Raw genomic sequence first — 25753 nt, forward strand, 5'->3', positions numbered from 1 at the left:
CGTAATCCGCATTCAAAAAAAGGAGGCCATAGCCTCCTTTTTGTTTTTGCACTTCATGTAATTAGATCATCAGCACTTATAAAACGCACGATACCAATCAACAAATGCCTTAACGCCTTCTTTCACTTTCACCGCGGGCTGGTAACCGGTAGCGTTAAATAAGTCGTCAGTATCGGCATAGGTTGCATACACATCGCCGGGCTGCATCGGCATGAAGTTTTTCTTCGCTTCAATCCCTAACGCCTCTTCCAGCGCTTCAATAAAGTCCATCAGCTTCACCGGGCTGCCATGGCCGATGTTATACACTTTATAAGGCGCCGAGCTGGTTGCAGGCGAACCCGCTTCGACCGTCCAGTCTTTGTTCTTTTCCGGGATCACATCCTGAATGCGGATAATGCCTTCAACAATATCATCGATGTAAGTGAAATCACGGCGCATATCGCCATTGTTATACACATCGATGCCTTTGCCTTCGACAATCGCATTGGTAAATTTGAACAATGCCATGTCAGGACGCCCCCAGGGGCCATAGACAGTAAAGAAACGCAGGCCAGTGGTGGGAACACCATACAAATGCGAATATGTATGGGCCATCAACTCATTGGATTTCTTCGTTGCGGCATACAATGAAATCGGATGATCCACACTGTCACAGGTATTAAACGGCATCTTTTGGTTCAGGCCATATACCGAGCTTGAAGACGCATAGACCAGGTGTTTGACTTTATTATGGCGACACCCTTCGAGCACGGCCAAATGGCCGACTAAGTTACTGTCGGCATAGGCCATCGGATTATCAATGGAGTAACGTACTCCGGCCTGGGCTGCCAGATGAATAACACGATCAAACTGCTGCTCGGCAAACAAAGTCGCCATGCCGTCACGATCTGCTAAATCCAGCTCGATAAAGGTGAATCTTTCGTTAGCAGCACGCTCAAGACGCGCATGCTTGAGCGAGACATCGTAGTAATCATTCAGGTTATCGATACCAATGACATCATGGCCCTGGTCGCAAAGGCGTTCCGTCACCGCACTACCAATAAAACCTGCTGCACCCGTTACGAGATATTTCATACTTTACCTGTCTTTTATCACTGTCCACCTCATTGCTATGTCATAAACAGCAAAGAGATGAACAGTGGCATTTTGTCTTTAAATTACGGGACGAATACTGTCACCGCGGCCAATCGCGTAATAACTAAAACCGCGCTCTTGCATTAGTACCGGCTCAAATAAGTTGCGGCCATCAACAATCACTTTTTCTTTTAATGTCGTCGCAATGAAATCAAAATCAGGAGCACGGAAGTTCGTCCACTCGGTACAGATCACCAGCGCATCGGCACCTTGCAATGCCGCTTCTTTAGTCCCCATTAGCAGCAGATCGTCGCGATTTCCATAAATACGCTGGCACTCTTCCATCGCTTCGGGGTCAAACGCCTGAACCTTCGCTCCCGCCTGCCACAGTGACTCCATTAACACCCGGCTGGATGCCTCTCGCATATCATCGGTATTGGGTTTAAAGGAAAGCCCCCAAACCGCAATCGTTTTATCTTTAAGATCAGAATTAAAATGGTGGTTCAGATTCGCCATTAGCTTATCTTTCTGGCGATAGTTGACTCGCTCTACCGCTTCCAGCAACTCAGATTGATAGCCAATCCCCTGGGACGTACGCACCAATGCCTGCACATCTTTCGGGAAACACGAACCACCGTAACCACAGCCCGGATAAATAAAATGGTAGCCAATGCGGGGATCAGAGCCGATACCTTTGCGAACCTGCTCAATATCCGCTCCCAGTTTTTCTGCCAGGTTCGACATCTCGTTCATGAACGAAATCTTGGTAGCCAGCATGCAGTTTGCAGCATATTTGGTAAGCTCGGCTGACCGAACATCCATAAAGATGATCTTGTCGTGGTTGCGATTAAAGGGCGCATACAACTCACGCATCAGTTTTTCAACCCGCTCAGAATCCGTACCAATAACAATGCGATCGGGTTTACGGCAATCCGCAACAGCCGCGCCTTCTTTTAAAAATTCAGGATTAGAGGCAACATCAAAATCAATGTCAGCGCCACGCTCTGCAAGCGCTGTTGCCACATGGGCTTGTACTTTATCTGCAGTACCGACCGGTACTGTCGATTTATCGATGATCACTTTGTAATCATCCATATACTTGGCAATCGTGCCGGCAACCGCTAACACATACTGCAGATCGGCAGAGCCATCTTCATCTGGTGGCGTACCGACAGCAATAAACTGCATTTGACCATGTTTAACGCCAAGTTCAGCATCCGTGGTGAAGGTGATGCGGCCTGATTCATAGTTTTCTTTGACCAGCGGTGTCAGACCCGGTTCATAAATAGGAATAATCCCCTGCTTCAGGTTCTCAACCTTGTTCTGATCAACATCGACACACACCACTTCATGGCCAACTTCCGCCAGAACGGCAGCCTGAACCAGGCCAACATACCCAATACCAAAAACTGTAACTTTCATGTTCTGTTCCCAAAATAATTAAAGCGGTTTTGCACCAACAACGCTAATGGCGACTAAGAGCAACCGACACGTATCATTTGACGTCACGACTGGCCATTAAGCGTTAGATTATACGGTGCCGATATCATGAATACATTGATAATTCTCTTTGTTCATAACATCTTAAATTCTATTTTTGACAGTGACTGCAATACACCGTGGCACGCTGACCTATCTTAATGTTACTCAATAGCTTGTCGCATCGAGGGCAAGGCTCGCCACCTTTTCCATATACCTGTAATTCTTGGGCAAAATACCCCGGCTTGCCATCCGCATTTTTAAAGTCTTTCAAGGTAGTACCACCTTGCTCAATGGCAAACGCCAACACAGCTTTAATTTCAGCCACTAAGATCGCTATACGTTGCGACGAGATATTACCGGCAGCACGTTTCGGATCAATACCGGCACTGAACAGCGATTCATTGGCATAGATATTACCCACCCCGACCACGACCTGGTTATCCATAATCAATTGTTTGATCGCGGTACGCTTACCGTGCGCTCTCTCTAACAGGTACTCGGCAGTAAATCCATCACTCAGTGGCTCTGGCCCCAGCTTGCTGAGTACCGGATGCTGTCGCTCCGGTAGCTCCCATAACCAGGCACCGAAACGGCGTGGATCGTTATAACGCAGCACTTCCCCACTTGAGAGTACCAAATCTACGTGATCATGCTTTTCCGCTGGTATGGATGCCGGTAAGATCCGTAAACTGCCTGACATACCTAAATGAATAATCGCGTATCCGGCATCTGTCTGTAACAACAGATACTTCGCCCGGCGACGGATACTGCGGATCACCTGTCCTTCAATCTGCTGAATATCTTCTGGGATCGGCCAACGTAAACGTGAATTTCGAATAATAATTTGTGTCACCGTCTGACCCACCACATGAGGCGTGATCCCCATCCGGCTCACTTCTACTTCAGGTAATTCAGGCATAGATATTCTCGTAGCGTCATCTGTCAGTCAGGAAATAAATAAGTATCGTCGACAGAGATTGCCAGCCATCTTCCTTCCCAGCCTTGCAACAACCAGAACTGGGGCAATTGGTACACAGTCACACGTATCGGCTCTTCTGTCATCCTCAGCCAAATTTCGACGGTACGCGGCGCTGTTAACTGAGGTTTCAACTGCGTCATGGTCTCTTTGTCGACGGCAGTACCCGCAATAGTTTGCCAGCGATTGACAACTGCCGGCAGATTCGACTGCATCGACGGTTCAGCGACCCACTGACCACCTTGTAACATAATCTGATAGTGCGGCAGCACTAACTGAGTGATCACCGCCTGCTCAGGCAGTAAGCGCTGCACAGCAGGTGATGGTGAGGACGTCGTTGATGAAGATGATGATGCGTTTGATAAACGTTCTTTTATCAGCTCAGGAAGCTGGACCATTGCAATAAAACCAACAACGGCAGCAATGATTACATTATTCCATCCACGGCGTGATAGTTTCATCCAGGCTCTCCTTGGCCCTAGTATCATGATCTTGAATCATAACATTATAGCAATTGTATACCCTGATTTTTGATGTAGAGCGCTATATCTGCAATTCAGCGCCTGACCTTAGCATCTGGAAATTATCGCTGAAACGAGCATCTTGAGGTTACTTGGGTTTATAAAAGCAAAGACAACAAGGAAGGAAACCCGTTTTTCAGGGCAAATTTCAGGTATAAAAAAACCCAGTCTAAACTGGGTTTTTATCAAAGAATTTCAAATCGATTACTTGATTTTAGCTTCTTTGTACATAACGTGCTGGCGAACTACTGGATCAAATTTCTTGATCTCAAATTTGCCTGGCATGTTACGCTTGTTCTTATCGGTAGTGTAGAAGTGTCCTGTACCAGCAGATGATACTAGGCGGATCTTCTCACGAATGCCTTTAGCCATTTTTTAAACTCTCTCTTTAAACGTTCTCGCCGCGAACACGCATCTCTGCAAGAACGATATCAATACCTTTCTTGTCGATGATACGCATACCTTTCGCAGAAAGACGCAGTTTAACGAAGCGTTTTTCGCCTTCTACCCAGAAACGATGAGTTTGCAGGTTCGGCAGAAAACGACGCTTGGTGGCATTACGTGCGTGTGAACGGTTGTTACCCGTTACAGGACGCTTGCCAGTTACTTGGCATACTCGGGACATTGCTGTCTTCTCCAAATCGTTTCAGCTCGATATCTACCGTGGTTAATTCAATGCGAAAAAGTGTTTTCACATATAACCACAGCTATCAAAGGTCGCGCATTATACTAAGTCAAAACCAGTTGCTCAAGTCCCGAGCGATCCTTTCTCATCTTTTTCCGCAAATTTAGCTTAATTTATAGCCAACCTCGCTCTGCGAAAGAGACAATCTCTCCATCACCGACAACAAAATGATCCAGGACACGAATATCGACCAAACCTAGCGCATCGCTGATTCTTCGAGTAATTCGACGGTCTGCCTGACTAGGTTCAGCTACGCCTGATGGGTGATTATGCGCTAAAATGAGTGCGGCTGCATTAAATTCTAACGATCTTTTTACCACTTCCCTTGGATACACAGACGCAGAATCGATCGTTCCTTCAAATAAAACCTCTCCGGAAATGACCCGATGCTGGTTATCAAGAAATAAAACATAGAAGGCTTCGCGGTGCCGATCTCGCAATAACTGGCTTAAATAGTGCCTTGTCTGTTGCGGGCTAGTCAGGGCATCACCTTTCGTCAATGTCTCTTCCAAATGACGATGACTCATTTCCAATACCGCCTGCAGCTGAGCGTATTTTGCCGGGCCCAGCCCCTTGTGGCAGCAAAACGCTTTTTTATCGGCCGCTAGTAATGCCCGAAGTGAGCCAAATTCGTTAAGCAAGTAAGTCGCCAGCTCAATCGCATTCATCCCGGGCATACCGGTACGTAAAAAAATAGCGAGTAGCTCGGCATCAGATAAGGCTTTGGCTCCCCGAGATAATAGTTTTTCCCGCGGTCGAGATTCAGCAGGCAGTAGCTTCAATGACATAAACACCTCTTCGGCAATCGCCTCAGAAGATGTGTTTTCATAATCAAATTCAACTTGCGCATTCTGTTGTGGGAAAATCATCGCAGTTTATTTTCACGCTTACATTACACTCGCCCTCAATCTACGATCTTACCCGCTCATTGGTTCTTAAAGTACCGGTGTTCTTAGCAAACCCACTTTCAGAACCTTCTCTAACGATGAATCAGCCCTCCTTTAATGTTATCTTGTACTGCAGTTTTGGGGCGGTGTATCTTTCGACATTGCAGCAAGATAAACAGCCCCTGGTTTTAAGCAAAACTTTTTGGTTTAGATAAATTTTGATTTAGACAAAATTTTGATTTGGATAAAACAATGCAAACACTGGCAGGAAAAAAAATACTTCTGGGTATAAGTGGCGGGATTGCGGCTTATAAGTGTGCAGAACTGACACGTCGCCTGATTGAGCGTGGTGCCGAAGTACGCGTGGTCATGACTAAAGCGGCACAAGAATTTATCACGCCGCTTACCATGCAGGCCGTTTCCGGCAAACCGGTTTCCGATAGTCTATTCGATCCCGCGGCCGAAGCGTCGATGGGACATATCGAGCTGGCAAAGTGGGCTGACTTGGTGCTATTGGCACCCGCTACCGCAGACTTAATTGCGCGGATCAGTGCCGGTATGGGTAATGATTTGCTGACCACTCTATGCCTCGCGACTGATTCTCCGGTAGCCGTTGCGCCGGCGATGAATCAGCAGATGTACGGCAACATCGCCACCCAGGAAAATATTGCCACCTTAAAACGCCGGGGGGTCCACATCTGGGGACCGGCCAGTGGCGAGCAAGCCTGTGGTGATGTTGGCCCAGGGCGCATGCTGGAACCCATGCAATTAGTGCATCTGGCTGAAGACTTTTTCCAACCAGCCGATTTATCCGGCCTGAAAATTGCCATTACCGCAGGTCCGACCCGCGAGGCGATTGATCCGGTCCGTTACCTGACCAACCACAGCTCGGGAAAAATGGGCTATGCCATTGCCGCCGCCGCCGCTAAGCGCGGCGCTCGGGTTACCCTGATCAGCGGCCCGGTTAACCTTGCCACACCGGCTGGCGTCACCCGTATTGATATCAACAGTGCCGAACAAATGCATCAGGCGGCAATGAAGCACGCCGTTGAGCATGATATTTTCATCTCTTGCGCGGCCGTTGCCGACTTCCGCCCGGCAGACGTTGCCGAGCAGAAGGTGAAAAAACAATCTGATCAGGATGAAATGGTACTGCGGTTAGTCAAAAACCCGGATATTGTTGCCACCGTCGCGGCACTGGTTCAGCAACGGCCCTTTACCGTTGGGTTTGCAGCCGAAACCCAGGATGTGGAACAATACGCTCGTGGCAAATTAACCCGTAAAAATTTAGATTTAATTTGCGCCAATGATGTTTCCCGGCAAGGTCAGGGATTTAACAGTGACAGCAATGCACTGCACCTGTACTGGCCTGCGGGCGACAAAGCCCTGCCACTGACTTCAAAAAGTGAACTGGGACAACAGCTGATAACAGAAATCACCGCGCTTTATAAAGAGAAAAAGCATGAAAAAAATTGATCTTAAAATCCTCGACCCCCGTGTCGGTAACGAATTTCCTCTGCCAGCCTATGCGACTGAAGGCTCTGCAGGTCTGGATCTGCGTGCTTGTCTGGATGAAGCGCTGGTTGTCGAACCGGGTCAGACCCATTTAGTGCCAACAGGCCTGGCGATCCACATTGCCGACCAGAGCCTTGCCGCAACGATTCTGCCGCGTTCAGGTCTAGGTCATAAGCACGGCATCGTACTGGGTAACCTGGTTGGCCTTATCGACTCTGACTACCAGGGCCAGCTTATGGTTTCGGTATGGAACCGAGGCCACAGCACATTTACTATCGAAGCAGGCGACCGTATTGCCCAGTTAGTTTTCGTCCCTGTGGTCCAGGCTGAATTTAATATCGTCTCTGACTTTGATTCCAGCGATCGCGGCGAAGGCGGTTTCGGCCATTCTGGCCGTAGCTAACAAGCAAGCTCAGGATAAAAAACACTCGTAATATGATTAGCAATTAAACGAGTGATATCAAATATAAAGCGCAGCCCTACAGGTTGCGCTTTTTTTGTCGATAAAGAGATCACTATCTGCAGCTTGCGCTTTTCACAACGCAGTAGCATCGCTAAGATAGACGGGTTTCACGCTGTCGTAAGGCAGTACCATTCGAAAAGGAACGGTTATTCATGGCTGGCAACAAAAAAAACAATCGTCGCGAAGAAATTTTGCAAGCGCTGGCACAAATGCTGGAATCGACCCAAGGCAGCCAACGCATTACAACAGCAAAACTGGCAGCACAAGTCGGCGTATCTGAAGCCGCGCTGTATCGACATTTTCCAAGTAAAGCTCGCATGTTTGAAGGCTTGATTGAGTTTATTGAAGATTCAATCACTACCCGCATCAACCGTATCCTGGATGAAGAAAAAGATACCATGAACCGCTTGCGCATGGTGCTACAGCTCGTTCTGGTCTTTGCTGAACGCAACCCGGGACTGACCCGCATTATGACCGGCCATGCTCTGATGTTTGAACAAGACCGCCTGCAATCACGGATCAACCAGTTATTCGAGCGGATTGAAACCCAGATACGTCAGGTCCTGCGCGAACGAAAACTGCGTGAAGGGAAAGGCTTTCCGGTCGATGAGAGCATTCTAGCCGCTCAGCTGTTAGGCCAGGTTGAAGGCAGCCTGAACCGCTATGTTCGCTCCAGCTTCAAATACAAGCCAACCGAAAACTTTGACGACTACTGGCAACTGCTCAGTGCGCAGTTGGGGTAAGAACAGGGGCGAGAGCCTAGATGAAAGTTTAGAGATAAAAAAAGCGAGAGGTGAATGCCTCTCGCTTTTTTGTTACTGGTCCTGTGGTCCTGTGGTCCTGTGGTCCTGTGGTCCTGTGGTCCTGTGGTCCTGTGGTCCTGTGGTCCTGTGGTCCTGTGGTCCTGCAGGACAAGCTCACCGACCCGAGTTGAGAATCAAGCTATTCGCTTTTTTTTTCGCCACTCGAACCTCGTTACTTGAAACTTCTTACCCCTAGGTTCTCAGGGCCATAGTTCCGCTCTTCCCGCTCGTTTTATACCCCATACTCCGCGCGATACGCCTTCACCGCTGCTAGGTGGGCGTCCATACCGTCTTGTTCTGCCAGGTAAGTCACCACATCGTCTAGCGATACGATTGAGATAACCGCGCAACCGAAATCACGCTCCACTTCCTGAATCGCAGACAATTCGCCTTTGCCTTTTTCCTGACGGTCAATCGCAACTAGCACACCGGCCAGATCCGCACCGTTGGCCTTAATGATTTCCATCGACTCACGGATTGCAGTTCCGGCCGTGATCACATCATCAACCAGCATAATGCGGCCTTCCAGCGCGCTACCGACCAGGTTGCCACCTTCACCGTGGTTCTTCGCTTCTTTACGGTTAAAGCAATACGGTGTGTCCACATCGTGGTGATCCGCCAGCGCAACGGCGGTGGTTGTCGCAATTGGGATCCCTTTGTACGCAGGGCCGAACAGCACATCATAATCGATACCCGCATCCACCAAGGCTTCAGCGTAAAAACGGCCAAGGCGAGCTAAATCACGGCCGGTATTGAACAGACCCGCATTGAAAAAATACGGACTCTGGCGGCCAGACTTCAGAGTAAACTCACCAAATTTCAATACCCCTTTTTCCAGGGCAAATTCGATGAACTGACGCTGATATGCTTTCATGGTATCTCCTTAAAATTGCTATATAGGTATTTCGATTTACGCGCTAACTTTATCGGATTCATTGATTCGACAAATTTTAGACAAAAAAAAGCGACTCAATAGAGCCGCTCAATAATTAGCTTTCCAATGCCGTTCGCTGCATCGTGATAATGTCGGCAATGCCGTCTTTCGCCAGGGCGAGCATAGCCAGTAATTCTTCGTGGCTGAAGGCTTCTCCTTCTGCCGTCCCCTGGATCTCGATCATCTTGCCTTCTTCGGTCATAACCACATTCATGTCGGTTTCTGCCGCCGCGTCTTCAAGGTACTCAAGATCGCAAATTGCTTCACCGTTATAGATACCGACAGAAACAGCAGCCACCATGCCTTTTAACGGGCTCTTTTTCAGGCTGCCTTTTTCAATCATATAATTAATCGCATCAACCAGCGCAACCATCGCACCAGTAATAGAAGCCGTACGCGTGCCGCCATCAGCCTGGATAACATCACAGTCTACCGTGATCATCTGCTCACCCAGCACTTCCAGATCAACCGCTGCACGCAGACTACGGGCAATCAGACGCTGGATCTCCATGGTACGACCGCCCTGCTTGCCACTGGATGCTTCACGGCGGTTACGGGTGTGAGTTGCCCGTGGCAGCATGCCATATTCAGCAGTAACCCAACCTTGTCCTTTGCCTTTTAACCAGCGAGGTACATTTTCTTCCACACTTGCAGTACAGATCACTTTGGTATCGCCGAATTCGACTAATACTGAACCTTCAGCATGTGCTGTGAAGTTACGGGTGATCGTAATTGGACGTACTTGACTGGTGCTTCTTCCGCTTGGACGCATCGGGGGTTTACCTTTAGCTGGGCTATATTAACCGGCGATTATAGCCAGTTATCTGGCGCAGTGCACGCGAATCCCTCCTCCTTCATACCGCAACGAAATAAGCCGCGCCGTATTGCGCTTCATTTCTTTTATAATCAATGGTGAGTATAATCAGCGCTATCTGGTAACTACGCACCTATTCTTTCTATTACGCTTCCTGCTGTATGCCAGTAAGCTTAATAAGTAGTTACATTCCATCTTATAAAAAGGGCCAACAGCCAATGATCCATAGCATGACCGCCTATGCCCGTCGCGAAGTAAAAGGCGACTGGGGCACTGCCGTTTGGGAAATCCGCTCTGTTAATCAACGTTATCTGGAAACGTATTTGCGTATGCCAGAGCAATTCCGTGGTTTAGAGCCGGTATTGCGCGAGCGTTTTCGTAAGCGTCTGGCCCGCGGTAAAGTTGAATGTAACCTGCGTTTTGAAGCCAATCAGGCAGCAAGCAGTGATCTCAGCATCAATGAAGATCTGGCTAAGCAAGTCATCAAAGCTGCCAAGTGGGTAAAAGAGACGGCGGGTGAAGGCAATATTGGTCCTTTCCAGGTACTGAACTGGCCTGGTGTGATGGAAGCACCGGAGCAAGATCTGGATGTCATCAACAAAGATCTGCTTGCGGGTTTTGATGCGGCCATCACCGACTTCATCGCAGCACGCGCCAGTGAAGGCGAAAACATGAAAGAGCTGATCGTACAGCGTCTTGATGCTATCTCGATTGAAGCCGAAAAAGTGCGTCAACGCATGCCTGAAATCATTAGCTGGCAGCGCGAACGTCTGATGACCCGCTTTGAAGATGCAAAAGTAGAACTGGACCCTAGCCGCATTGAGCAAGAGCTGGTTATGATGGCACAGAAAAGTGATGTCGCAGAAGAGTTGGATCGCCTCGACTCTCACGTTAAAGAAACTCAGAAGATCATGAAAAAAGGGGGCGCATGTGGCCGCCGTCTGGATTTCATGATGCAGGAATTTAACCGTGAAGCGAACACCCTGGCCTCAAAGTCGATCAGCACCGACATCACCGCATCAGCGGTTGAGCTGAAAGTACTGATTGAGCAGATGCGAGAGCAGATCCAGAATATCGAATAATCGATAGCCACAATGCTATCGCATCTTAATCGTGAAGAAGGCAGGCAGATGACCTGCCTTTTTTATTATTGCTGAGAACTTTGAAATTAAAGTAAAAACCAGCCAAGCTTAAGTGATTGGCAATATGTCATCGGTTAATTTCAATCAGTGGCAGAAAAGATGAAATTTCAAGCAATCAGCTAATTTCAATTTTGTGCAGTTCGTGATAATCTGCGCGCCCTTCTATCACTGAGTGAAAACAGGCAATGAGCAAAGGTACTCTATACATCGTGTCGGCCCCGAGTGGCGCTGGTAAATCAAGTTTGATTAATGCACTCCTTGAAACTAACCCGACCTATGACATGAAAGTATCCGTATCCCACACCACACGCGGTATGCGCCCAGGTGAGGAACATGGTGTTCATTACAATTTCATCAGCGTTGAAGAATTTACTGATCTGGCAGATAAAGGGTTATTCCTTGAACATGCAGAAGTATTTGGCAATTACTACGGTACGTCTCGTCCCTGGATTGAAGAACAGCTTAATAAAGGTATTGATGTCTTCTTAGATATCGATTGGCAGGGCGCGCGACAAATTCGCAAGCAGATGCCAGCCGCGAAAAGTCTCTTCATTTTACCTCCTTCAAAAGAGGAGCTAGAACGCCGCCTTAACACTCGCGGTCAGGACAGCGAAGCTGTCATTGCACGTCGCATGCAAGAAGCGCGTTCAGAAATTTCTCATTACAACGAATACGATTATGTGATCGTTAATGATGATTTCGATGCCGCACTGATGGACTTTAAGTCTATTATCCGTGCAGAACGATTGAAGCAAGACAAGCAAACTGCTAAATATAACAGTATGCTGAATGCCCTACTGGCAGAACAGTAAGTATTTTTGTACAATTTTCCATCTTTTTATATAACCACTGGAGCCCTCCATGGCACGCGTAACCGTTCAAGATGCAGTTGATAAAATTGGCAACCGTTTCGATCTGATCCAAGTAGCTTCACGCCGCGCTCGTCAAATGCAGACTGGCGGTAAGGATCCACTGGTTCCGGAAGAAAACGACAAGTATACAGTGATTGCCCTTCGTGAAATCGAAGAAGGCCTGATCACTAAAAACATTCTCGATGCTCGCGAGCGTCAGGAAGTTCAAGAGCAAGAAGCAGCAGAGCTAGCAGCTGTTAGCGCTATTGCAGGCGACCACCGTTAATTCAGGGAACCGGGCGAATTGTATCTTTTTGATAGCCTGAAAGAAGTCGCAATTGATTACCTGCCAGAGCCTCAGATAGAGGCTCTTCGGCAGGCGTATCTCGTTGCGCGTGATGCTCACGAAGGGCAAACCCGCTCAAGTGGCGAACCCTACATTATTCACCCGATTGCCGTCTCCCGTATTCTTGCCGAAATGCGCCTCGACTACGAGACGTTAATGGCAGCCCTGCTCCACGACGTGATCGAAGATACCGAAGTGACCAAAGACGATCTCGATAGCCGCTTTGGCTCGACTGTCGCCGAACTGGTTGACGGGGTATCGAAGCTGGATAAGCTGAAGTTCCGCGATCGTAAAGAAGCACAGGCAGAAAACTTCCGCAAAATGATCATGGCAATGGCCCATGACATTCGCGTTATTCTGATCAAGCTGGCTGACCGTACGCACAACATGCGCACCTTAGGTGCCCTGCGTCCGGACAAACGCCGCCGTATTGCCCGTGAAACCTTAGAGATCTTTTCTCCCCTTGCCCACCGCCTAGGTATTCATAATATTAAAACCGAACTCGAAGAGTTAGGTTTTGAAGCACTTTATCCTAATCGTTACCGGGTACTCAAAGAGGTCGTTGCATCTGCACGGGGCAACCGTAAAGAAATGATTAACAAGATCCACGCTGAAATCGAGGGACGTCTCGACGATGCGGGGATCGAAGGCAAAGTCTTAGGCCGCGAAAAAAACCTGTATTCCATCTATAACAAGATGAAAAACAAAGAACAGCGTTTCCATACGATTATGGACATCTACGCTTTTCGGATCTTAGTGAAAGACTTGGATACCAGTTATCGCGTATTGGGCCAGGTCCATAACCTGTACAAACCTCGCCCGAGCCGGATGAAAGACTATATTGCCATTCCGAAGGCCAATGGCTACCAATCGCTGCATACCTCCTTAGTCGGCCCTCACGGCGTGCCGGTTGAAGTCCAGATCCGTACTGAAGATATGGATCAGATGGCGGATAAAGGGGTGGCGGCTCACTGGGCGTATAAAGACGGAGAAAAACCCGGCACCACCGCTCAGGTTAAAGCCCAGCGCTGGATGCAAAGCCTGCTCGAATTGCAGCAAAGTGCCGGCAGCTCCTTTGAATTCATTGAGAATGTTAAATCCGATCTGTTCCCAGATGAAATTTACGTTTTTACCCCGAAAGGGCGCATAGTGGAGCTCCCCGTCGGTGCCACAGCCGTCGATTTTGCATATGCGGTACATACCGATGTAGGCAATGCCTGTGTCGGTGCGCGCGTTGATCGCCAACCGTATCCGCTGAGTAAACCGCTGAAAAACGGTCAGACTATCGATATTATCAGTGCCCCCGGTGCTCGCCCGAATGCCGCATGGCTGAACTATGTGGTGACCTCCCGTGCCCGTACCAAGATCCGCCAGGTACTGAAAACCATGCGTCGTAAAGAGTCAGTCACCTTAGGTCGTCGTCTGCTCAACCATGCCCTTGGCGAGCTCAGTATTGATCAAGTCGCCCCTGATACAATGGCTCAGTTGCTGGCAGATCAACGCCTCGATAGTATTGATGACTTATTAGCAGATATCGGTTTAGGCGAGTTAATGAGCGTGGTCGTTGCCCGCCGTTTGCTCGACAATAACAGTGATATCAGCAGCACCAAAGAAACCGGCCGACGGATGGCAATTCGTGGTGCTGATGGTATTTTGCTGACCTTTGCCAATTGCTGCCATCCAATCCATGGTGATCCGATCATGGCTCACGTCAGCCCGGGTAAAGGGTTGGTTATTCATCGCGAAGAGTGCGCGAATATTCGTGGTTATCAGCGCGAACCGGATAAGTACATGCCGGCTGAATGGAGCGAAGAATTCGAGCAAGAGTTCATCACCAATTTAAAAGTCGATATGCAAAACCATCAAGGTGCGCTGGCGGCGTTAACCAATACCATCGCCGCAACCGGTTCCAACATTCAAGGTCTTGCGACCGAAGAAAAAGATGGTCGCCTGTACACCGTGACGGTACGCCTGACCACCAAGAGCCGTATTCATTTGGCCAATATCATGCGCCGTATTCGTGTGATGCCCAATGTGGTTCGTGTGTCACGCCAGAAAAATTAACGTCCAGGAGCGAGTTTCTAGAAACTTGAATATAGAAACTCGCCCCTCGAAACTTGCTCCTAGAAACTAGAAACTAGAAACTAGAAACTAGAAACTAAATATCTCAACCCTCGCCCCTCAAACAAAACACTAAACAGCCTATGACTCCTGATCGTTACCAACGGATCCACTCAGTACTGGCTACCCGCCAGCCCGATTTAACCGTATGCATGGAAGAAGTGCATAAACCGAACAACGTATCAGCCATTATTCGTACTGCTGATGCCGTCGGGGTTCACAAAGTCCATGCCGTCTGGCCGAAAGACAATATGCGGGTACTCAGCCATACCTCTGCCGGGGCACGTAACTGGGTCGAACTAGAAACCCACGACAACATGGTCGAAGCCGTCGGCCAGCTGAAAGCCCAGGGTATGCAAGTGCTGGCGACCCACTTATCTAACACCGCGATTGATTTTCGTGATGTCGATTACACCAAACCGACCGCAATTATTTTAGGCGGCGAGAAAAACGGGATCACCGCTGAAGCTCTGGCAATGGCGGATCAGGACATCATCATTCCGATGGTGGGTATGGTACAGTCGCTCAACGTCTCGGTTGCCAGCGCCCTGATCCTGTATGAAGCACAACGTCAGCGTCAGCTTGCGGGCATGTATGAACGAGAAACCACCCTATTGCCAGACGACGTCGTTCATCGCATTCTGTTTGAGCGCGGTCATCCGGTATTAGCCAAAGTCGCTCGTCGTAAAGGTTTGCCTTATCCGCCACTCGATAGCGAAGGTCAAATCGTCGCCGATGAGGCATGGTGGGCAACCATGCAGGCTATTGAGCCGAAGAAGAAAACCAAATAAGGATCAGCAAGAGCAATGAGCGGAAAGTTATTAGAGACCATCGCCCTGACGGAACTGTCCGGGGTTGGCGCTAAGATGGCAGAAAAGTTAGAAAAAGTGGGCCTATTTACGGTTCAGGATCTGCTTTTCCACCTGCCGCTCCGCTATGAAGATCGCACCCGTATCTGGCCTATCGCCAGTGTCATGCCGGGTCAGCACCTTGCCGTTCAGGGCACCGTCGTCAGTAACAGCATTACCTTAAGTAAACGTCGCATGCTGACGGTCAAAATTGCTGATGACACCGGCTCTGCTACCTTACGTTTTTTCAATTTCAATGCGGCAATGAAAAACAGTTTATCGGAAGGTAAACAGGTCAAAGCCTATGGCGAAGTAAAACGCGGTAAATACGGGTTGGAAATCATCCATCCTGACTACTCCGTTTTTTCTGAGCCAACCAGGCTTACCGTCGAAGAAACCCTGACCCCGGTTTACCCCACCACCGAAGGATTGCGCCAGCTAACCTTGCGTAACCTAACGGATCAAGCACTGAGTTTACTTGATAAAGCCGCTGTCACGGAACTGTTACCAGATGGTTTATATGATCGCCAGATGACCATGGCACAAGCGCTTCATGTGATGCACAGGCCAACACCGGATGTATCGCTGGACCAGCTGGAAGAAGGCAAGCACCCCGCTCAGCATCGGTTGATTTTAGAAGAGCTGCTGGCTCAGAACCTGTCGATGCTGGCACTGCGCACGAAAAGTCAGCAACATAATGCCTGGCCGCTCGCCCCTAGCGACAACTTAAAAAACCGCCTCCTTGCCAGCCTGCCATTCAGCCCGACCTGCGCCCAGCAACGCGTTGTCGCCGACATCGAAACCGATCTGGCGCAGGCCAAACCGATGATGCGCTTAGTGCAGGGAGACGTGGGCTCAGGGAAAACCCTGGTCGCCGCACTGGCAGCCCTGCGGGCAATCGAACACGGCTATCAGGTAGCCTTAATGGCACCGACAGAACTACTGGCCGAGCAGCATGCGCAAAACTTTGCCCAGTGGCTGAATCCGATGGATATTCAGGTTGGCTGGTTAGCCGGTAAGCTCAAGGGCAAGGCCCGCGAAGCAGAATTGGCCCGGATTGAAAGCGGCGAAGCAAAAATGGTGGTCGGTACCCATGCCCTGTTCCAGGAACAGGTGGTATTTAATAACCTGGCACTGGTGATTATCGATGAGCAACACCGTTTTGGTGTCCACCAGCGACTGGAGCTACGGGAAAAAGGCGCGAATGAGGGACGTTATCCTCACCAGCTGATCATGACGGCAACCCCGATCCCCCGGACGCTCGCCATGACCGCTTATGCCGATCTTGAAACCTCAGTAATAGACGAATTACCACCGGGCCGAACACCGATCCAGACCGTGGCCCTGCCGGATTCTCGTCGTGCTGAAATCGTTGAGCGTATTCGTTCGGCTTGTCTTAATGAAGGCCGCCAGGCGTATTGGGTCTGTACCCTTATCGATGAGTCTGAAGTGTTAGAAGCGCAAGCCGCTTCCGATACCGCTGACGAGCTCACGGCATTACTGCCAGAGCTAAAAGTAGGTTTAGTACATGGCCGCATGAAGGCGGCAGAAAAACAAGCCGTGATGCAACGTTTCAAAGCCGGTGAACTGCATTTACTCGTCGCGACCACGGTCATTGAAGTCGGTGTGGATGTCCCCAATGCCAGCCTGATGGTTATTGAAAACCCCGAGCGTTTAGGTCTGGCTCAGCTCCACCAGCTCCGCGGCCGTGTCGGTCGGGGGAAAGTTGCCAGCCACTGCGTATTGCTCTATCACGCCCCACTTTCGAAGACAGCCCAAAGGCGCCTAGGTGTATTGCGCGAGAGCAGCGATGGATTTGTTATCGCGCAGCGTGACTTAGAAATCCGTGGCCCGGGTGAACTGTTAGGGACAAAACAAACTGGTATCGCTGATTTTAAGATCGCCGATCTGGTTCGTGACCAGCACCTCATTCCGCAAGTACAAAAAATGGCTCGCTATCTTCACGATAAATACCCGAGCAATGCCAAAGCCATTGTTCAGCGCTGGCTGGGACAGCGGGAAAACTATTCGAATGCTTAACGAAGGCAGGCTACCTCATATTAAGCCTGCTTGATTTCAAAACCTGGTCGAAAATAGAAAAACATCTCGTTTTTAGCCAGCATTTAGACCCAAATTAGCAATATTATTCCTCAGTGTGATCTGCATTTCCCAGTAAATATAAGTACTCTGGAACATCTGTTACCATTTTTCCCATTCCATCCTAATTGCTCATCAAGTGAAATTTTATCATCACCAAACAACGCAATCGTTTGCTATTTACGGAAAGATAATTAAAATAGCGCACAAATTTCACCCACATTCACTTCTCCTTGTGTTGGTCTGGATCTGAGTAACAGCAATCACAGAACTATCCGGCTTTCACGTATTGATGCCCATTCAGCGCATCTGATCGGGATAAAGAAGTAAACTTAGGATAAACACGGCCATGACCCGCCAGCATAGCAACATTGAAACACCACGCCATTCTGATCTGATCTATCGTTTAGAAGACCGGCCGCCACTGCCGGAAACGCTCTTTGCTGCCACCCAACACCTGTTGGCAATGTTTGTTGCGGTGATCACTCCGTCGTTGATCATTTGCCAGGCGCTTGGCTTGCCCGCCAGCGACACCAATACCATAGTCAGTATGTCCTTGTTCGCCTCCGGAATTGCCTCATTTATCCAAATCCGTACCTTTGGCCCGGTGGGCTCTGGCTTGCTGTCGATTCAAGGCACCAGTTTCAACTTTCTAGGCCCGATCATTGGCGCTGGCTTGGCACTAAAAGCAGGCGGTGCCGATATTCCAACCATGATGGCGGCTATCTTCGGTACGATTCTGGTAGCCTCACTCACTGAAGTGTTCATTTCACGCGTATTGCAACACGCCCAGCGCATTATCACCCCGCTAGTCTCGGGTATTGTGGTCACCCTGATCGGCCTCACCCTGATCCAGATTGGCTTAACCTCTATGGGCGGCGGTTATGCCGCGATTGAAAACGGCAGCTTTGGCAGCCTGGATAACTTAATGCTTGCGGGTACCGTCTTGGGCTTCATCGTCTTGTTGAATCGAGTGAAAAACCCCTACCTGCGCGTATCGTCAATCGTGATTGCCATGGCAGCCGGTACGTTGCTGGCGTGGTTTACCGGCATGCTGGACACATCTCGTACAGCAGAAAGTGCTTTGATTGCGATTCCGATGCCGATGCAATACGGCTTAGGGTTTGACTGGGGCCTGCTGATCCCGCTGGTTATTGTTTTCGCCATCACTTCGCTGGAAGCCATCGGTGATATCACGGCAACATCAGAAACCTCAGAGCAACCTGTGGCGGGGCCTGTTTACCTCAAACGCATCAAGGGCGGCGTACTGGCTGACGGTATTAACTCGGCTCTGGCATCGGTACTGAACAGCTTCCCTAATTCAACCTTCAGCCAGAACAACGGCATTATCCAGCTGACGGGCGTTGCCAGCCGCTATATCGGTTACTTCGTGGCAGGTATGCTGATACTGCTTGGCCTGTTTCCGGGTGTGGCGAACTTGGTGCAGCTGATCCCTGAGCCGGTATTAGGCGGTGCTACCATTGTAATGTTCGGTACCATTGCCGCTTCCGGGGTCCGTATTATCTCGCGCTGTGAACTCGACCGGCGCGCAATTCTGATCATGGCGCTGTCATTTTCTATGGGGCTGGGTATTGCTCAGAAGCCTGAAATTCTGCAGTTCATGCCCGATTGGGTGAGAGGAATTTTATCTTCCGGCATGGCTGCCGGCGGGATCACGGCAATAATACTGAACTTGGTGTTACCGGAAGAGCAGAAAGATTAAGAACAAGCGAGTGTCGAGATCCCAGGACCACGACACTCGCACCTTCGACTCACTACTTCTTCGCTATCAGCGGCAGGCTGATTTGTACTTTCAGCCCCCCTTCACTGCGGTTGCTCACCACTATGCTACCGTCATGCTGATCAACAATGCGCTTCACAATGGCTAAACCCAGCCCGGTTCCTTCCGCCTCACTGCCGCGCGCAGAATCGCCACGGGTCAGCGGCTGGAACATCCGTGAAACCTGATCCGGTTCAATCCCCGGGCCATCATCTTCAACACTGTACCAGACTGATTTACGATCAGCAGAAGTACCACTGGTGATCTTAACCCAGCCGTTACCATAGCGGATCGCGTTGACCACCAGGTTAGCGGCTAATCGCTTCATCGCAACACTATTGGCTTCGACGATGCCGGGAATATCACCCAGATCAAGCTCAATTTCCCGCTCGTAGCCGCCTTCGCTTTCCGCCACTTCTTGCAGCAAGTCATTCAGGTCGATCACTTCGACCGCCTGCTTTTTGGTGGATTTCAGATAGTCCATAAACTGACTGATGATCTCATTACATTCTTCCGTGTCTTTGATCATGCTGTCGGCAAGGTAGCTGTCTTCGGGCGACATCATTTCCGTGGCCAGGCGAATACGGGTCAACGGCGTACGCAAGTCATGGCTGACCCCGGCCAGTAACAAGGCCCGGTCATCTTCCAGCTGTTTAATCCCTTCCGCCATCCGGTTGAAGGCTTTGGTCACCGCGCGGATCTCCGACGCCCCTTTCACCGGCAAATGTGGCGGGATCTCCCCTCTCGCGACTTGCAACGCCGCATTTTCCAGCGCCACCAGCGGTCGGTTCTGCATCCGGATAAACAGCCAGCCACCGGCAATCACCATAAAGGCAATCATCAGGCTGTAACGAAACAGTGGCGAGAAATCCTCTTCCTGCAATTCCGAGAGCGGGATCCGCATCAGAAAGCCCGGCATCGCATCACACTTCATCCACAGCACATAACTGTCAGCACCCAGCACTAAGCGTACTTCGGTCGGCGAATTCAGTTCGCGGCTCATCTCTTCACTCAGGTATTCCACTTCGGTCGCCTGATGGTACTCAGCATTATCTGGACCATCGACAGGATGCAGGGTAACCCCGAGCTGCTCAAGCAACTGGCGGCGTACCGGCGTATCAAGATGGAAGGTATGGCCGTCGGCTAAATCCAGATCTTCTTTGAGCATCAGCCGTACTTCATAGGCAATAATGCGATTGAACTGCTGCAGACCGGGTAGCAACGCGTAGTTTACTACCGCGAGATAAGAGAAAATCTGGCTTGCAATAAGCAAGCCTGCAAGCAAAATGATGGTACGGGCAAACGTACTGCGGGGAGAGATCCGCATGGATTACGCCTCATCACCATCAGGAACAAATACATAGCCTAAACCCCAGACGGTCTGAATATAACGCGGACGGCTCGGGTCTTCTTCCACCATTCGGCGCAGACGTGAGATCTGGACGTCAATCGAGCGTTCCATTGCCGAGTATTCACGACCACGTGCCATGTTCATCAGCTTATCACGCGACATCGGTTCACGCGCATTGGTGACCAGTGCCTTCAGTACCGCAAATTCTCCCGAGGTGAGTGGTATAGATTCGTCTCCACGGAACATTTCACGCGTGCCAAGATTCAACCGGAAGTCGCCAAATTCAATCATTTTGCTGTCAACACTTGGCGCACCGGGCGCTTCAATCGTCTGACGGCGAAGTACCGCACGAATACGCGCCAGCAGTTCTCGCGGGTTAAACGGTTTCGGCAGGTAATCATCCGCCCCGACCTCAAGGCCGACAATACGGTCAACCTCGTCACCTTTCGCGGTTAGCATCAGGATAGGCAACATGTTATTGGCATTACGCAGGCGGCGACAGATCGACAGGCCATCTTCACCCGGCAACATTAAGTCAAGCACCATCAAGTGGAAGGTTTCACGGGATAACAGACGATCCATTTGCTCACTGTTCGCGACGCTGCGTACCTGGAACCCTTGCTCTGACAAGTAGCGCTCGAGCAGTGCACGTAAACGCATGTCATCATCAACAACCAGAATCTTATAATTTTCCTGCATATTTCACCTTACCTGCATCGATCTTGTTATCGAGCTCAGCGACTATTTTACTCAACTCCAGCGCCTTGGTGCTGAATAGGTCGCTAAATCACGGTCAAAAATTGTTACGGATTATGTCCGGCGGCTCATCGATATCATGGTTCCGAAGCAAACCTGCGTTCTAAGCTACCTTAATTTATGGAAATTATCCAAATCACTCCTCAAACTATTTCCTATCGCAATGATTGACGCCCTCTGCAATCCGTTACAATATCTATTCAGGAAAAAACAGCGACTCAGGATCAGACAATGAAAACCAACTTAATCACCCGCGAAGGGTACGACAAGCTTAAACAAGAGCTGGACTACCTGTGGCAGGAAAAACGTCCTGAGATCACCAAAAAAGTTACTTGGGCAGCCAGCCTTGGTGACCGTAGTGAAAACGCAGATTACAAATATAACAAGCAGTTACTACGCGAAATAGACCGCAGGGTGCGTTACCTGCGCAAACGCCTCGACATCGTCAAAGTGGTTGATTACTCCCCCCAGCAAGACGGCAAAGTGTTCTTTGGCGCCTGGGTTGAAATTGAAAATGAAGACGGTGACAGCAAAGCGTTCCGAATCGTTGGCCCCGATGAAATCTACGGCCGTAATGACTACATCTCTATCGACTCGCCGATGGCTCGCGCGTTGTTAAACAAAGAAGTCGATGAAGAAGCCGAAGTGATGACCCCGCAAGGGAAAAAGCAGTGGTTCGTCAACAGTATTAAATACCGCTAAGCCCTTCCTTGGCTCAGGCGGCGTTTCGCTACCCCGCCTTCCATTGTCATCATAATCAGCCGCCCACGACACACTCTTAACACACCGCACCTTGTCACCACCAGAATCCTCCGTAGAATGGAGCGGTTAACGACAACCAAGAGATACCAACGGATGAGCAACTCTATCAATCAGATAATTGCCAGCGAACTGAATGTTCGTCATGAGCAAGTTACCGCGGCAGTGACTCTGTTGGATGACGGTAATACCGTACCTTTCATTGCCCGTTACCGTAAGGAAGTCACCAACGGGCTGGATGATACCCAGTTACGTAATCTGGAATCCCGTCTGGGCTACCTGCGTGAACTGGATGACCGCCGTAAGGTCATCCTGAAATCCATTACCGAGCAAGGGAAGCTGACCCCGCAGCTGGAAGCGGATATTCATTCTGCCGACAGCAAAACCCGGCTGGAAGATCTGTACCTGCCTTACAAACAAAAGCGTCGAACCAAAGGTCAGATAGCTATTGAAGCGGGACTGGAGCCGCTGGCAGATACCTTATGGCAGCAGCCGGAAAATGACCCGGCAGCTACCGCCGAGCAATATATCAGTGCCGACAAGGGCATTAGCGACACCAAAGCCGCCCTGGATGGCGCCCGTGCCATCCTGATGGAGCGCTTTGCCGAAGATGCCGGCCTGCTGGACAAGATCCGTCGCCACCTACTGGCCAATGCCGAACTCACTTCACACATGGTCGATGGCAAAGAGCAGGAAGGTGCGAAGTTTAAGGACTACTTCGAACATAACGAACGACTGACCAACGTCCCGTCACACCGTGCTCTTGCCATGTTCCGCGGCCGTAATGAAGGCTTCCTGCAGTTATCGCTCAATGCTGATCCCAATCAGGAGGAAGGCGTGCGGAGCTCATACTGCGAAGTGATTATTGCCGATCACTACGGTGTGAAGCTGGGCAGCCAGCCGGCTGATGTCTGGCGCAAGCAGGTGATCAGCTGGGCATGGCGCATTAAAATCTTAATGCACATGGAGACCGAACTGATGAGCGCGCTGCGCGAGAAAGCCGAAGAGGGCGCCATGCAGGTCTTTGCCGATAACCTGAAAGATCTGCTGATGTCGGCACCGGCGGGGCCCCGTACCACACTGGCACTCGATCCGGGCCTGCGTACCGGCTGCAAAATCGCGGTTATCGATACCACCGGCAAGCTGGTTGATACCGCGACCATTTATCCGCATCAGCCTCAGCGCCAGGTCGCGCAGTCAGAAGCGACAATACTGGCATTGCTTAACAAGCATCAGGTCAATCTGATTGCCATCGGTAACGGGACGGCTTCACGTGAGTCCGACAGCTTTATCGCCAAGCTGCTAAAAGATAACAATCTGAAAATTCAGAGCGTCATGGTGAGCGAAGCCGGGGCTTCGGTGTATTCCGCCTCCGAACTGGCGGCAAACGAGTTCCCGAACCTCGATGTATCAATACGGGGTGCCGTCTCTATCGGCCGCCGCCTGCAAGACCCTCTGGCTGAGCTGGTGAAAATCGACCCGAAATCGATCGGTGTGGGCCAATACCAGCACGACGTCAGCCAGAGCATGCTGGCAAAACGCCTTGATGCGGTGGTGGAAGACTGTGTCAACGCCGTCGGCGTGGATGTGAACACCGCCTCTGCTGCTCTGCTTACCCGGGTCGCCGGTTTAAGCAAAACCATGGCTCAGAACGTGGTGGATTATCGCGACGAACACGGCCGCTTTGAAGCCCGGACCACGCTGAAGAAAGTGGCACGTTTAGGCCCTAAGGCCTTTGAACAGTGCGCGGGTTTCTTGCGGATCATGAACGGCAAGAATCCTCTCGACAGCTCTGCGGTACACCCGGAATCCTATGCCGTGGTCAAAACAATTGCAGCGAACAACAGCAAACCGATGGATGCCATTATCGGCAATACTGAGTTCCTGCGCAGCCTGAAAGCCGCTGATTACGTAGATGATAAATTTGGTCTGCCGACCGTCACCGATATTATCAGCGAGCTGGACAAGCCCGGCCGCGATCCGCGCCCGGAGTTCAAAACGGCCACGTTTGCTGAAGGCGTCAATGAAGTGAAAGATCTGATCCCGGGAATGGTTCTGGAAGGGGTGATCACCAATGTCACCAACTTCGGTGCTTTTGTGGATGTCGGTGTCCATCAGGATGGTCTGGTCCATATCTCTGCGCTGTCAGACAAGTTCGTCTCCGACCCCCGAGAAGTGGTCAAAGCCGGTGACATCGTTAAAGTCAAAGTGATGGAAGTGGACTTGGCGCGTAAGCGCATTGCCATGTCGATGCGGATGAGCGATGAACCGGGACAAGAAAAACCGGCTCGCAAACCGCAAGCTCAGCGTCAGGATCACCATCGCTCGAAGCCAAACAATGGCAACCACAGCGGTAATAACAGTAACCGCAGTAATAACAGCAACTGTGGTAATAACGCGAACAACGCCTCCGGCAATGCCATGGGCGGTGCCTTTGCGGCTGCATTTGCCAAAGCGAAAAAGTAGTATCAGTAACGAGGAGCTAGAGGCGAGGAGCTAGAGGCGAGGAGCTAGAGGCGAGGATTCTCGTCTCTAGATATTTCTAGGCTTCAAGCTTTTAAATCTAGAAACTAGAATCTCGAACCTAAAAACTCGCCTCTTTAACCTAGATACTCGAATCTAAAAAACTCGTCTCTCGAACCTCTTTACAGCACCACAAGATAATCGGTCGGCGGGTTGGGCACCGTCGCCTGGGCATAACGATGGGCAATCACCCCGCGGGTACGTTCAGTCTGGTTGATTTGCTCTAGCTGTTCGAGCAATTCGCGCGGTAATTTAATGTGCATCGAATAGCCGAGATCCGTCACCTCGGCCAGGTAACTATCAGCCGATAACGCTTTTACCAGCTGCTCAAATTCAGCCTGATAGCCATACTGTTTTTCTGCTGTCGGTGGCAACTCACCATAATCAGGGTGCTCACTCGGATCCCAGGAGGGCTTTTTTAGCTGCTTTTCTTCGCTGCTTAATGGTTTTTCCCGGGGAGATTCGGGGCTTTGACTCGGCGGGACAATTTTTTCACGCACGCGGTTATCCCGAGCGGTCTGCTCGGTTGGTGGGTTAACAGAAGGAGCAATGGCCGGTGCTCCCGCATTCACAGGTGAAAAAATCATGCTGATGTGGCTCTCCAAACATCAGCTAATGGTTTAAACGATAGCGAGCAGCACTGCGCCGACCGTTCCTATTGCAGACAGGACTTGCCCGGCAGTATAGAAATCATCGGTATTGCGTTTCACTTCGTCGGGGTGATCCATCCCCAATGCACCATAGGTAAAAGACTCGGCCATACTGGCCGCTTCAGTCTCAGTGGTACCATCAGCTTTTGTTGCCTGTGTACCCGCTTCAGCCGCTTGTTGACGTTTCGCTTGCTCTGAAATAGAGACCGTCGTTTGTGCTGCTTTACCGGTACTGGTTTTATCCGCCGCTTGATTCCCTTCTTCAGTTTTCACTGAGACCGCAGCCGACCCGTGTAATGATACTGGCGAATAAGTTGAATTATCGCCAACGCTTCCTATTGTCATTATGGCCTCTCTAGTCAAATAAACCGAGCA

The 25753-nt window shown here is 50.2% G+C and carries 25 protein-coding genes; 12 read left to right on the forward strand and 13 right to left on the reverse strand.

All coding sequences use genetic code 11. The annotated features are described in order from the left end of the window. Window positions 1-69 precede the first annotated feature (69 nt). The 7 genes from C9I89_RS11510 to radC form a co-directional block, all read right to left on the reverse strand. The gene (locus tag C9I89_RS11510; RefSeq protein WP_107283506.1) at window positions 70-1074 is read right to left on the reverse strand and encodes an NAD-dependent epimerase; all 1005 of its coding nucleotides are present in this window, start codon (window positions 1072-1074) and stop codon (window positions 70-72) included. A 78-nt stretch (window positions 1075-1152) separates the two neighbouring features. Next, window positions 1153-2496 carry a UDP-glucose dehydrogenase family protein gene (locus C9I89_RS11515; RefSeq protein ID WP_107283507.1) on the reverse strand — a complete coding sequence of 448 codons (1344 nt, stop codon included), beginning with the start codon at window positions 2494-2496 and terminating at the stop codon, window positions 1153-1155. A 169-nt stretch (window positions 2497-2665) separates the two neighbouring features. Then, complete coding sequence (mutM, locus tag C9I89_RS11520) at window positions 2666-3475, reverse strand: bifunctional DNA-formamidopyrimidine glycosylase/DNA-(apurinic or apyrimidinic site) lyase (protein ID WP_107283508.1); 810 nt, start codon at window positions 3473-3475, stop codon at window positions 2666-2668. A 23-nt stretch (window positions 3476-3498) separates the two neighbouring features. Next, entirely contained in the window at window positions 3499-3993 is a 495-nt protein-coding gene (locus C9I89_RS11525) for a hypothetical protein (protein WP_107283509.1), read from the reverse strand. A 264-nt stretch (window positions 3994-4257) separates the two neighbouring features. Further along, a complete protein-coding gene (rpmG, locus tag C9I89_RS11530) occupies window positions 4258-4425 on the reverse strand; it encodes a 50S ribosomal protein L33 (protein ID WP_002535344.1) in 168 nt (55 codons plus the stop codon). Window positions 4426-4441: 16 nt separating this feature from the next. Beyond that, on the reverse strand, window positions 4442-4678 hold the full coding sequence (gene rpmB, locus C9I89_RS11535; RefSeq protein ID WP_107283510.1) for a 50S ribosomal protein L28: 237 nt from the start codon (window positions 4676-4678) through the stop codon (window positions 4442-4444). Between the two features lie 173 nt (window positions 4679-4851). Then, window positions 4852-5526 (reverse strand): RadC family protein, encoded by a 675-nt coding sequence (gene radC, locus C9I89_RS11540; RefSeq protein WP_107283605.1) that lies wholly within the window; start codon window positions 5524-5526, stop codon window positions 4852-4854. Between the two features lie 351 nt (window positions 5527-5877). On the opposite strand from radC, the gene coaBC reads away from it, so the two are divergent. From coaBC to slmA, 3 genes are all read left to right on the forward strand, one after another. Beyond that, complete coding sequence (gene coaBC, locus C9I89_RS11545) at window positions 5878-7101, forward strand: bifunctional phosphopantothenoylcysteine decarboxylase/phosphopantothenate--cysteine ligase CoaBC (RefSeq protein WP_107283511.1); 1224 nt, start codon at window positions 5878-5880, stop codon at window positions 7099-7101. After that, a complete protein-coding gene (dut, locus tag C9I89_RS11550; protein ID WP_107283512.1) occupies window positions 7088-7543 on the forward strand; it encodes a dUTP diphosphatase in 456 nt (151 codons plus the stop codon). Before coaBC ends, dut begins: the two co-directional genes overlap by 14 nt. Before the next feature lie 212 nt (window positions 7544-7755). Further along, complete coding sequence (gene slmA, locus C9I89_RS11555; protein ID WP_107283513.1) at window positions 7756-8346, forward strand: nucleoid occlusion factor SlmA; 591 nt, start codon at window positions 7756-7758, stop codon at window positions 8344-8346. A 292-nt stretch (window positions 8347-8638) separates the two neighbouring features. Here the strand turns inward: slmA and pyrE are convergent, their stop codons facing one another. Both pyrE and rph read right to left on the reverse strand, forming a co-directional pair. Next, window positions 8639-9280 (reverse strand): orotate phosphoribosyltransferase, encoded by a 642-nt coding sequence (gene pyrE / locus C9I89_RS11560; RefSeq protein WP_107283514.1) that lies wholly within the window; start codon window positions 9278-9280, stop codon window positions 8639-8641. A 115-nt stretch (window positions 9281-9395) separates the two neighbouring features. Then, on the reverse strand, window positions 9396-10112 hold the full coding sequence (gene rph / locus C9I89_RS11565; protein ID WP_107283515.1) for a ribonuclease PH: 717 nt from the start codon (window positions 10110-10112) through the stop codon (window positions 9396-9398). Between the two features lie 260 nt (window positions 10113-10372). Here rph and C9I89_RS11570 point away from each other — a divergent pair, with 260 nt between their 5' ends. The 7 genes from C9I89_RS11570 (at window position 10373) to C9I89_RS11600 (ending at window position 19282) form a co-directional block, all read left to right on the forward strand. After that, window positions 10373-11236: a YicC/YloC family endoribonuclease gene (locus C9I89_RS11570; RefSeq protein WP_107283516.1), complete on the forward strand. Its 864-nt coding sequence runs from the start codon at window positions 10373-10375 to the stop codon at window positions 11234-11236. Window positions 11237-11481: 245 nt separating this feature from the next. Continuing rightward, on the forward strand, window positions 11482-12108 hold the full coding sequence (gmk, locus tag C9I89_RS11575; protein ID WP_107283517.1) for a guanylate kinase: 627 nt from the start codon (window positions 11482-11484) through the stop codon (window positions 12106-12108). Window positions 12109-12157: 49 nt separating this feature from the next. Continuing rightward, window positions 12158-12433 carry a DNA-directed RNA polymerase subunit omega gene (gene rpoZ, locus C9I89_RS11580; RefSeq protein ID WP_107283518.1) on the forward strand — a complete coding sequence of 92 codons (276 nt, stop codon included), beginning with the start codon at window positions 12158-12160 and terminating at the stop codon, window positions 12431-12433. Between the two features lie 18 nt (window positions 12434-12451). Then, window positions 12452-14557: a bifunctional GTP diphosphokinase/guanosine-3',5'-bis pyrophosphate 3'-pyrophosphohydrolase gene (gene spoT / locus C9I89_RS11585; RefSeq protein WP_107283519.1), complete on the forward strand. Its 2106-nt coding sequence runs from the start codon at window positions 12452-12454 to the stop codon at window positions 14555-14557. A 140-nt stretch (window positions 14558-14697) separates the two neighbouring features. Continuing rightward, complete coding sequence (gene trmH / locus C9I89_RS11590; protein WP_107283520.1) at window positions 14698-15405, forward strand: tRNA (guanosine(18)-2'-O)-methyltransferase TrmH; 708 nt, start codon at window positions 14698-14700, stop codon at window positions 15403-15405. 15 nt (window positions 15406-15420) lie between these two features. Continuing rightward, a complete protein-coding gene (gene recG, locus C9I89_RS11595) occupies window positions 15421-17502 on the forward strand; it encodes an ATP-dependent DNA helicase RecG (protein ID WP_107283521.1) in 2082 nt (693 codons plus the stop codon). Between the two features lie 406 nt (window positions 17503-17908). Beyond that, window positions 17909-19282, forward strand: a complete 1374-nt coding sequence (locus C9I89_RS11600) for a uracil-xanthine permease family protein (protein ID WP_107283522.1) — start codon at window positions 17909-17911, stop codon at window positions 19280-19282. A gap of 52 nt (window positions 19283-19334) precedes the next feature. Here C9I89_RS11600 and envZ read toward each other — a convergent pair whose 3' ends face one another. Then, on the reverse strand, window positions 19335-20666 hold the full coding sequence (gene envZ / locus C9I89_RS11605; protein WP_107283523.1) for a two-component system sensor histidine kinase EnvZ: 1332 nt from the start codon (window positions 20664-20666) through the stop codon (window positions 19335-19337). 3 nt (window positions 20667-20669) lie between these two features. Then, on the reverse strand, window positions 20670-21389 hold the full coding sequence (ompR, locus tag C9I89_RS11610; RefSeq protein WP_107283524.1) for an osmolarity response regulator transcription factor OmpR: 720 nt from the start codon (window positions 21387-21389) through the stop codon (window positions 20670-20672). A 288-nt stretch (window positions 21390-21677) separates the two neighbouring features. On the opposite strand from ompR, the gene greB reads away from it, so the two are divergent. Both greB and C9I89_RS11620 read left to right on the forward strand, forming a co-directional pair. Then, window positions 21678-22148 (forward strand): transcription elongation factor GreB, encoded by a 471-nt coding sequence (gene greB, locus C9I89_RS11615; RefSeq protein WP_107283525.1) that lies wholly within the window; start codon window positions 21678-21680, stop codon window positions 22146-22148. A gap of 153 nt (window positions 22149-22301) precedes the next feature. Continuing rightward, entirely contained in the window at window positions 22302-24671 is a 2370-nt protein-coding gene (locus C9I89_RS11620; protein ID WP_107283526.1) for a Tex family protein, read from the forward strand. 179 nt (window positions 24672-24850) lie between these two features. Here the strand turns inward: C9I89_RS11620 and C9I89_RS11625 are convergent, their stop codons facing one another. Together C9I89_RS11625 and C9I89_RS11630 are read right to left on the reverse strand one after the other, a co-directional pair. Next, window positions 24851-25315, reverse strand: coding sequence for an ATP-dependent Lon protease (locus tag C9I89_RS11625; RefSeq protein ID WP_107283527.1), 465 nt, complete (start codon window positions 25313-25315; stop codon window positions 24851-24853). A gap of 33 nt (window positions 25316-25348) precedes the next feature. Then, window positions 25349-25723, reverse strand: a complete 375-nt coding sequence (locus tag C9I89_RS11630; protein WP_107283528.1) for a hypothetical protein — start codon at window positions 25721-25723, stop codon at window positions 25349-25351. Between the last annotated feature and the right edge of the window lie 30 nt (window positions 25724-25753).

Origin of the sequence: Photobacterium lipolyticum (assembly GCF_003026475.1) — a bacterium.
Classification (GTDB): Bacteria; Pseudomonadota; Gammaproteobacteria; order Enterobacterales; family Vibrionaceae; genus Photobacterium; species Photobacterium lipolyticum.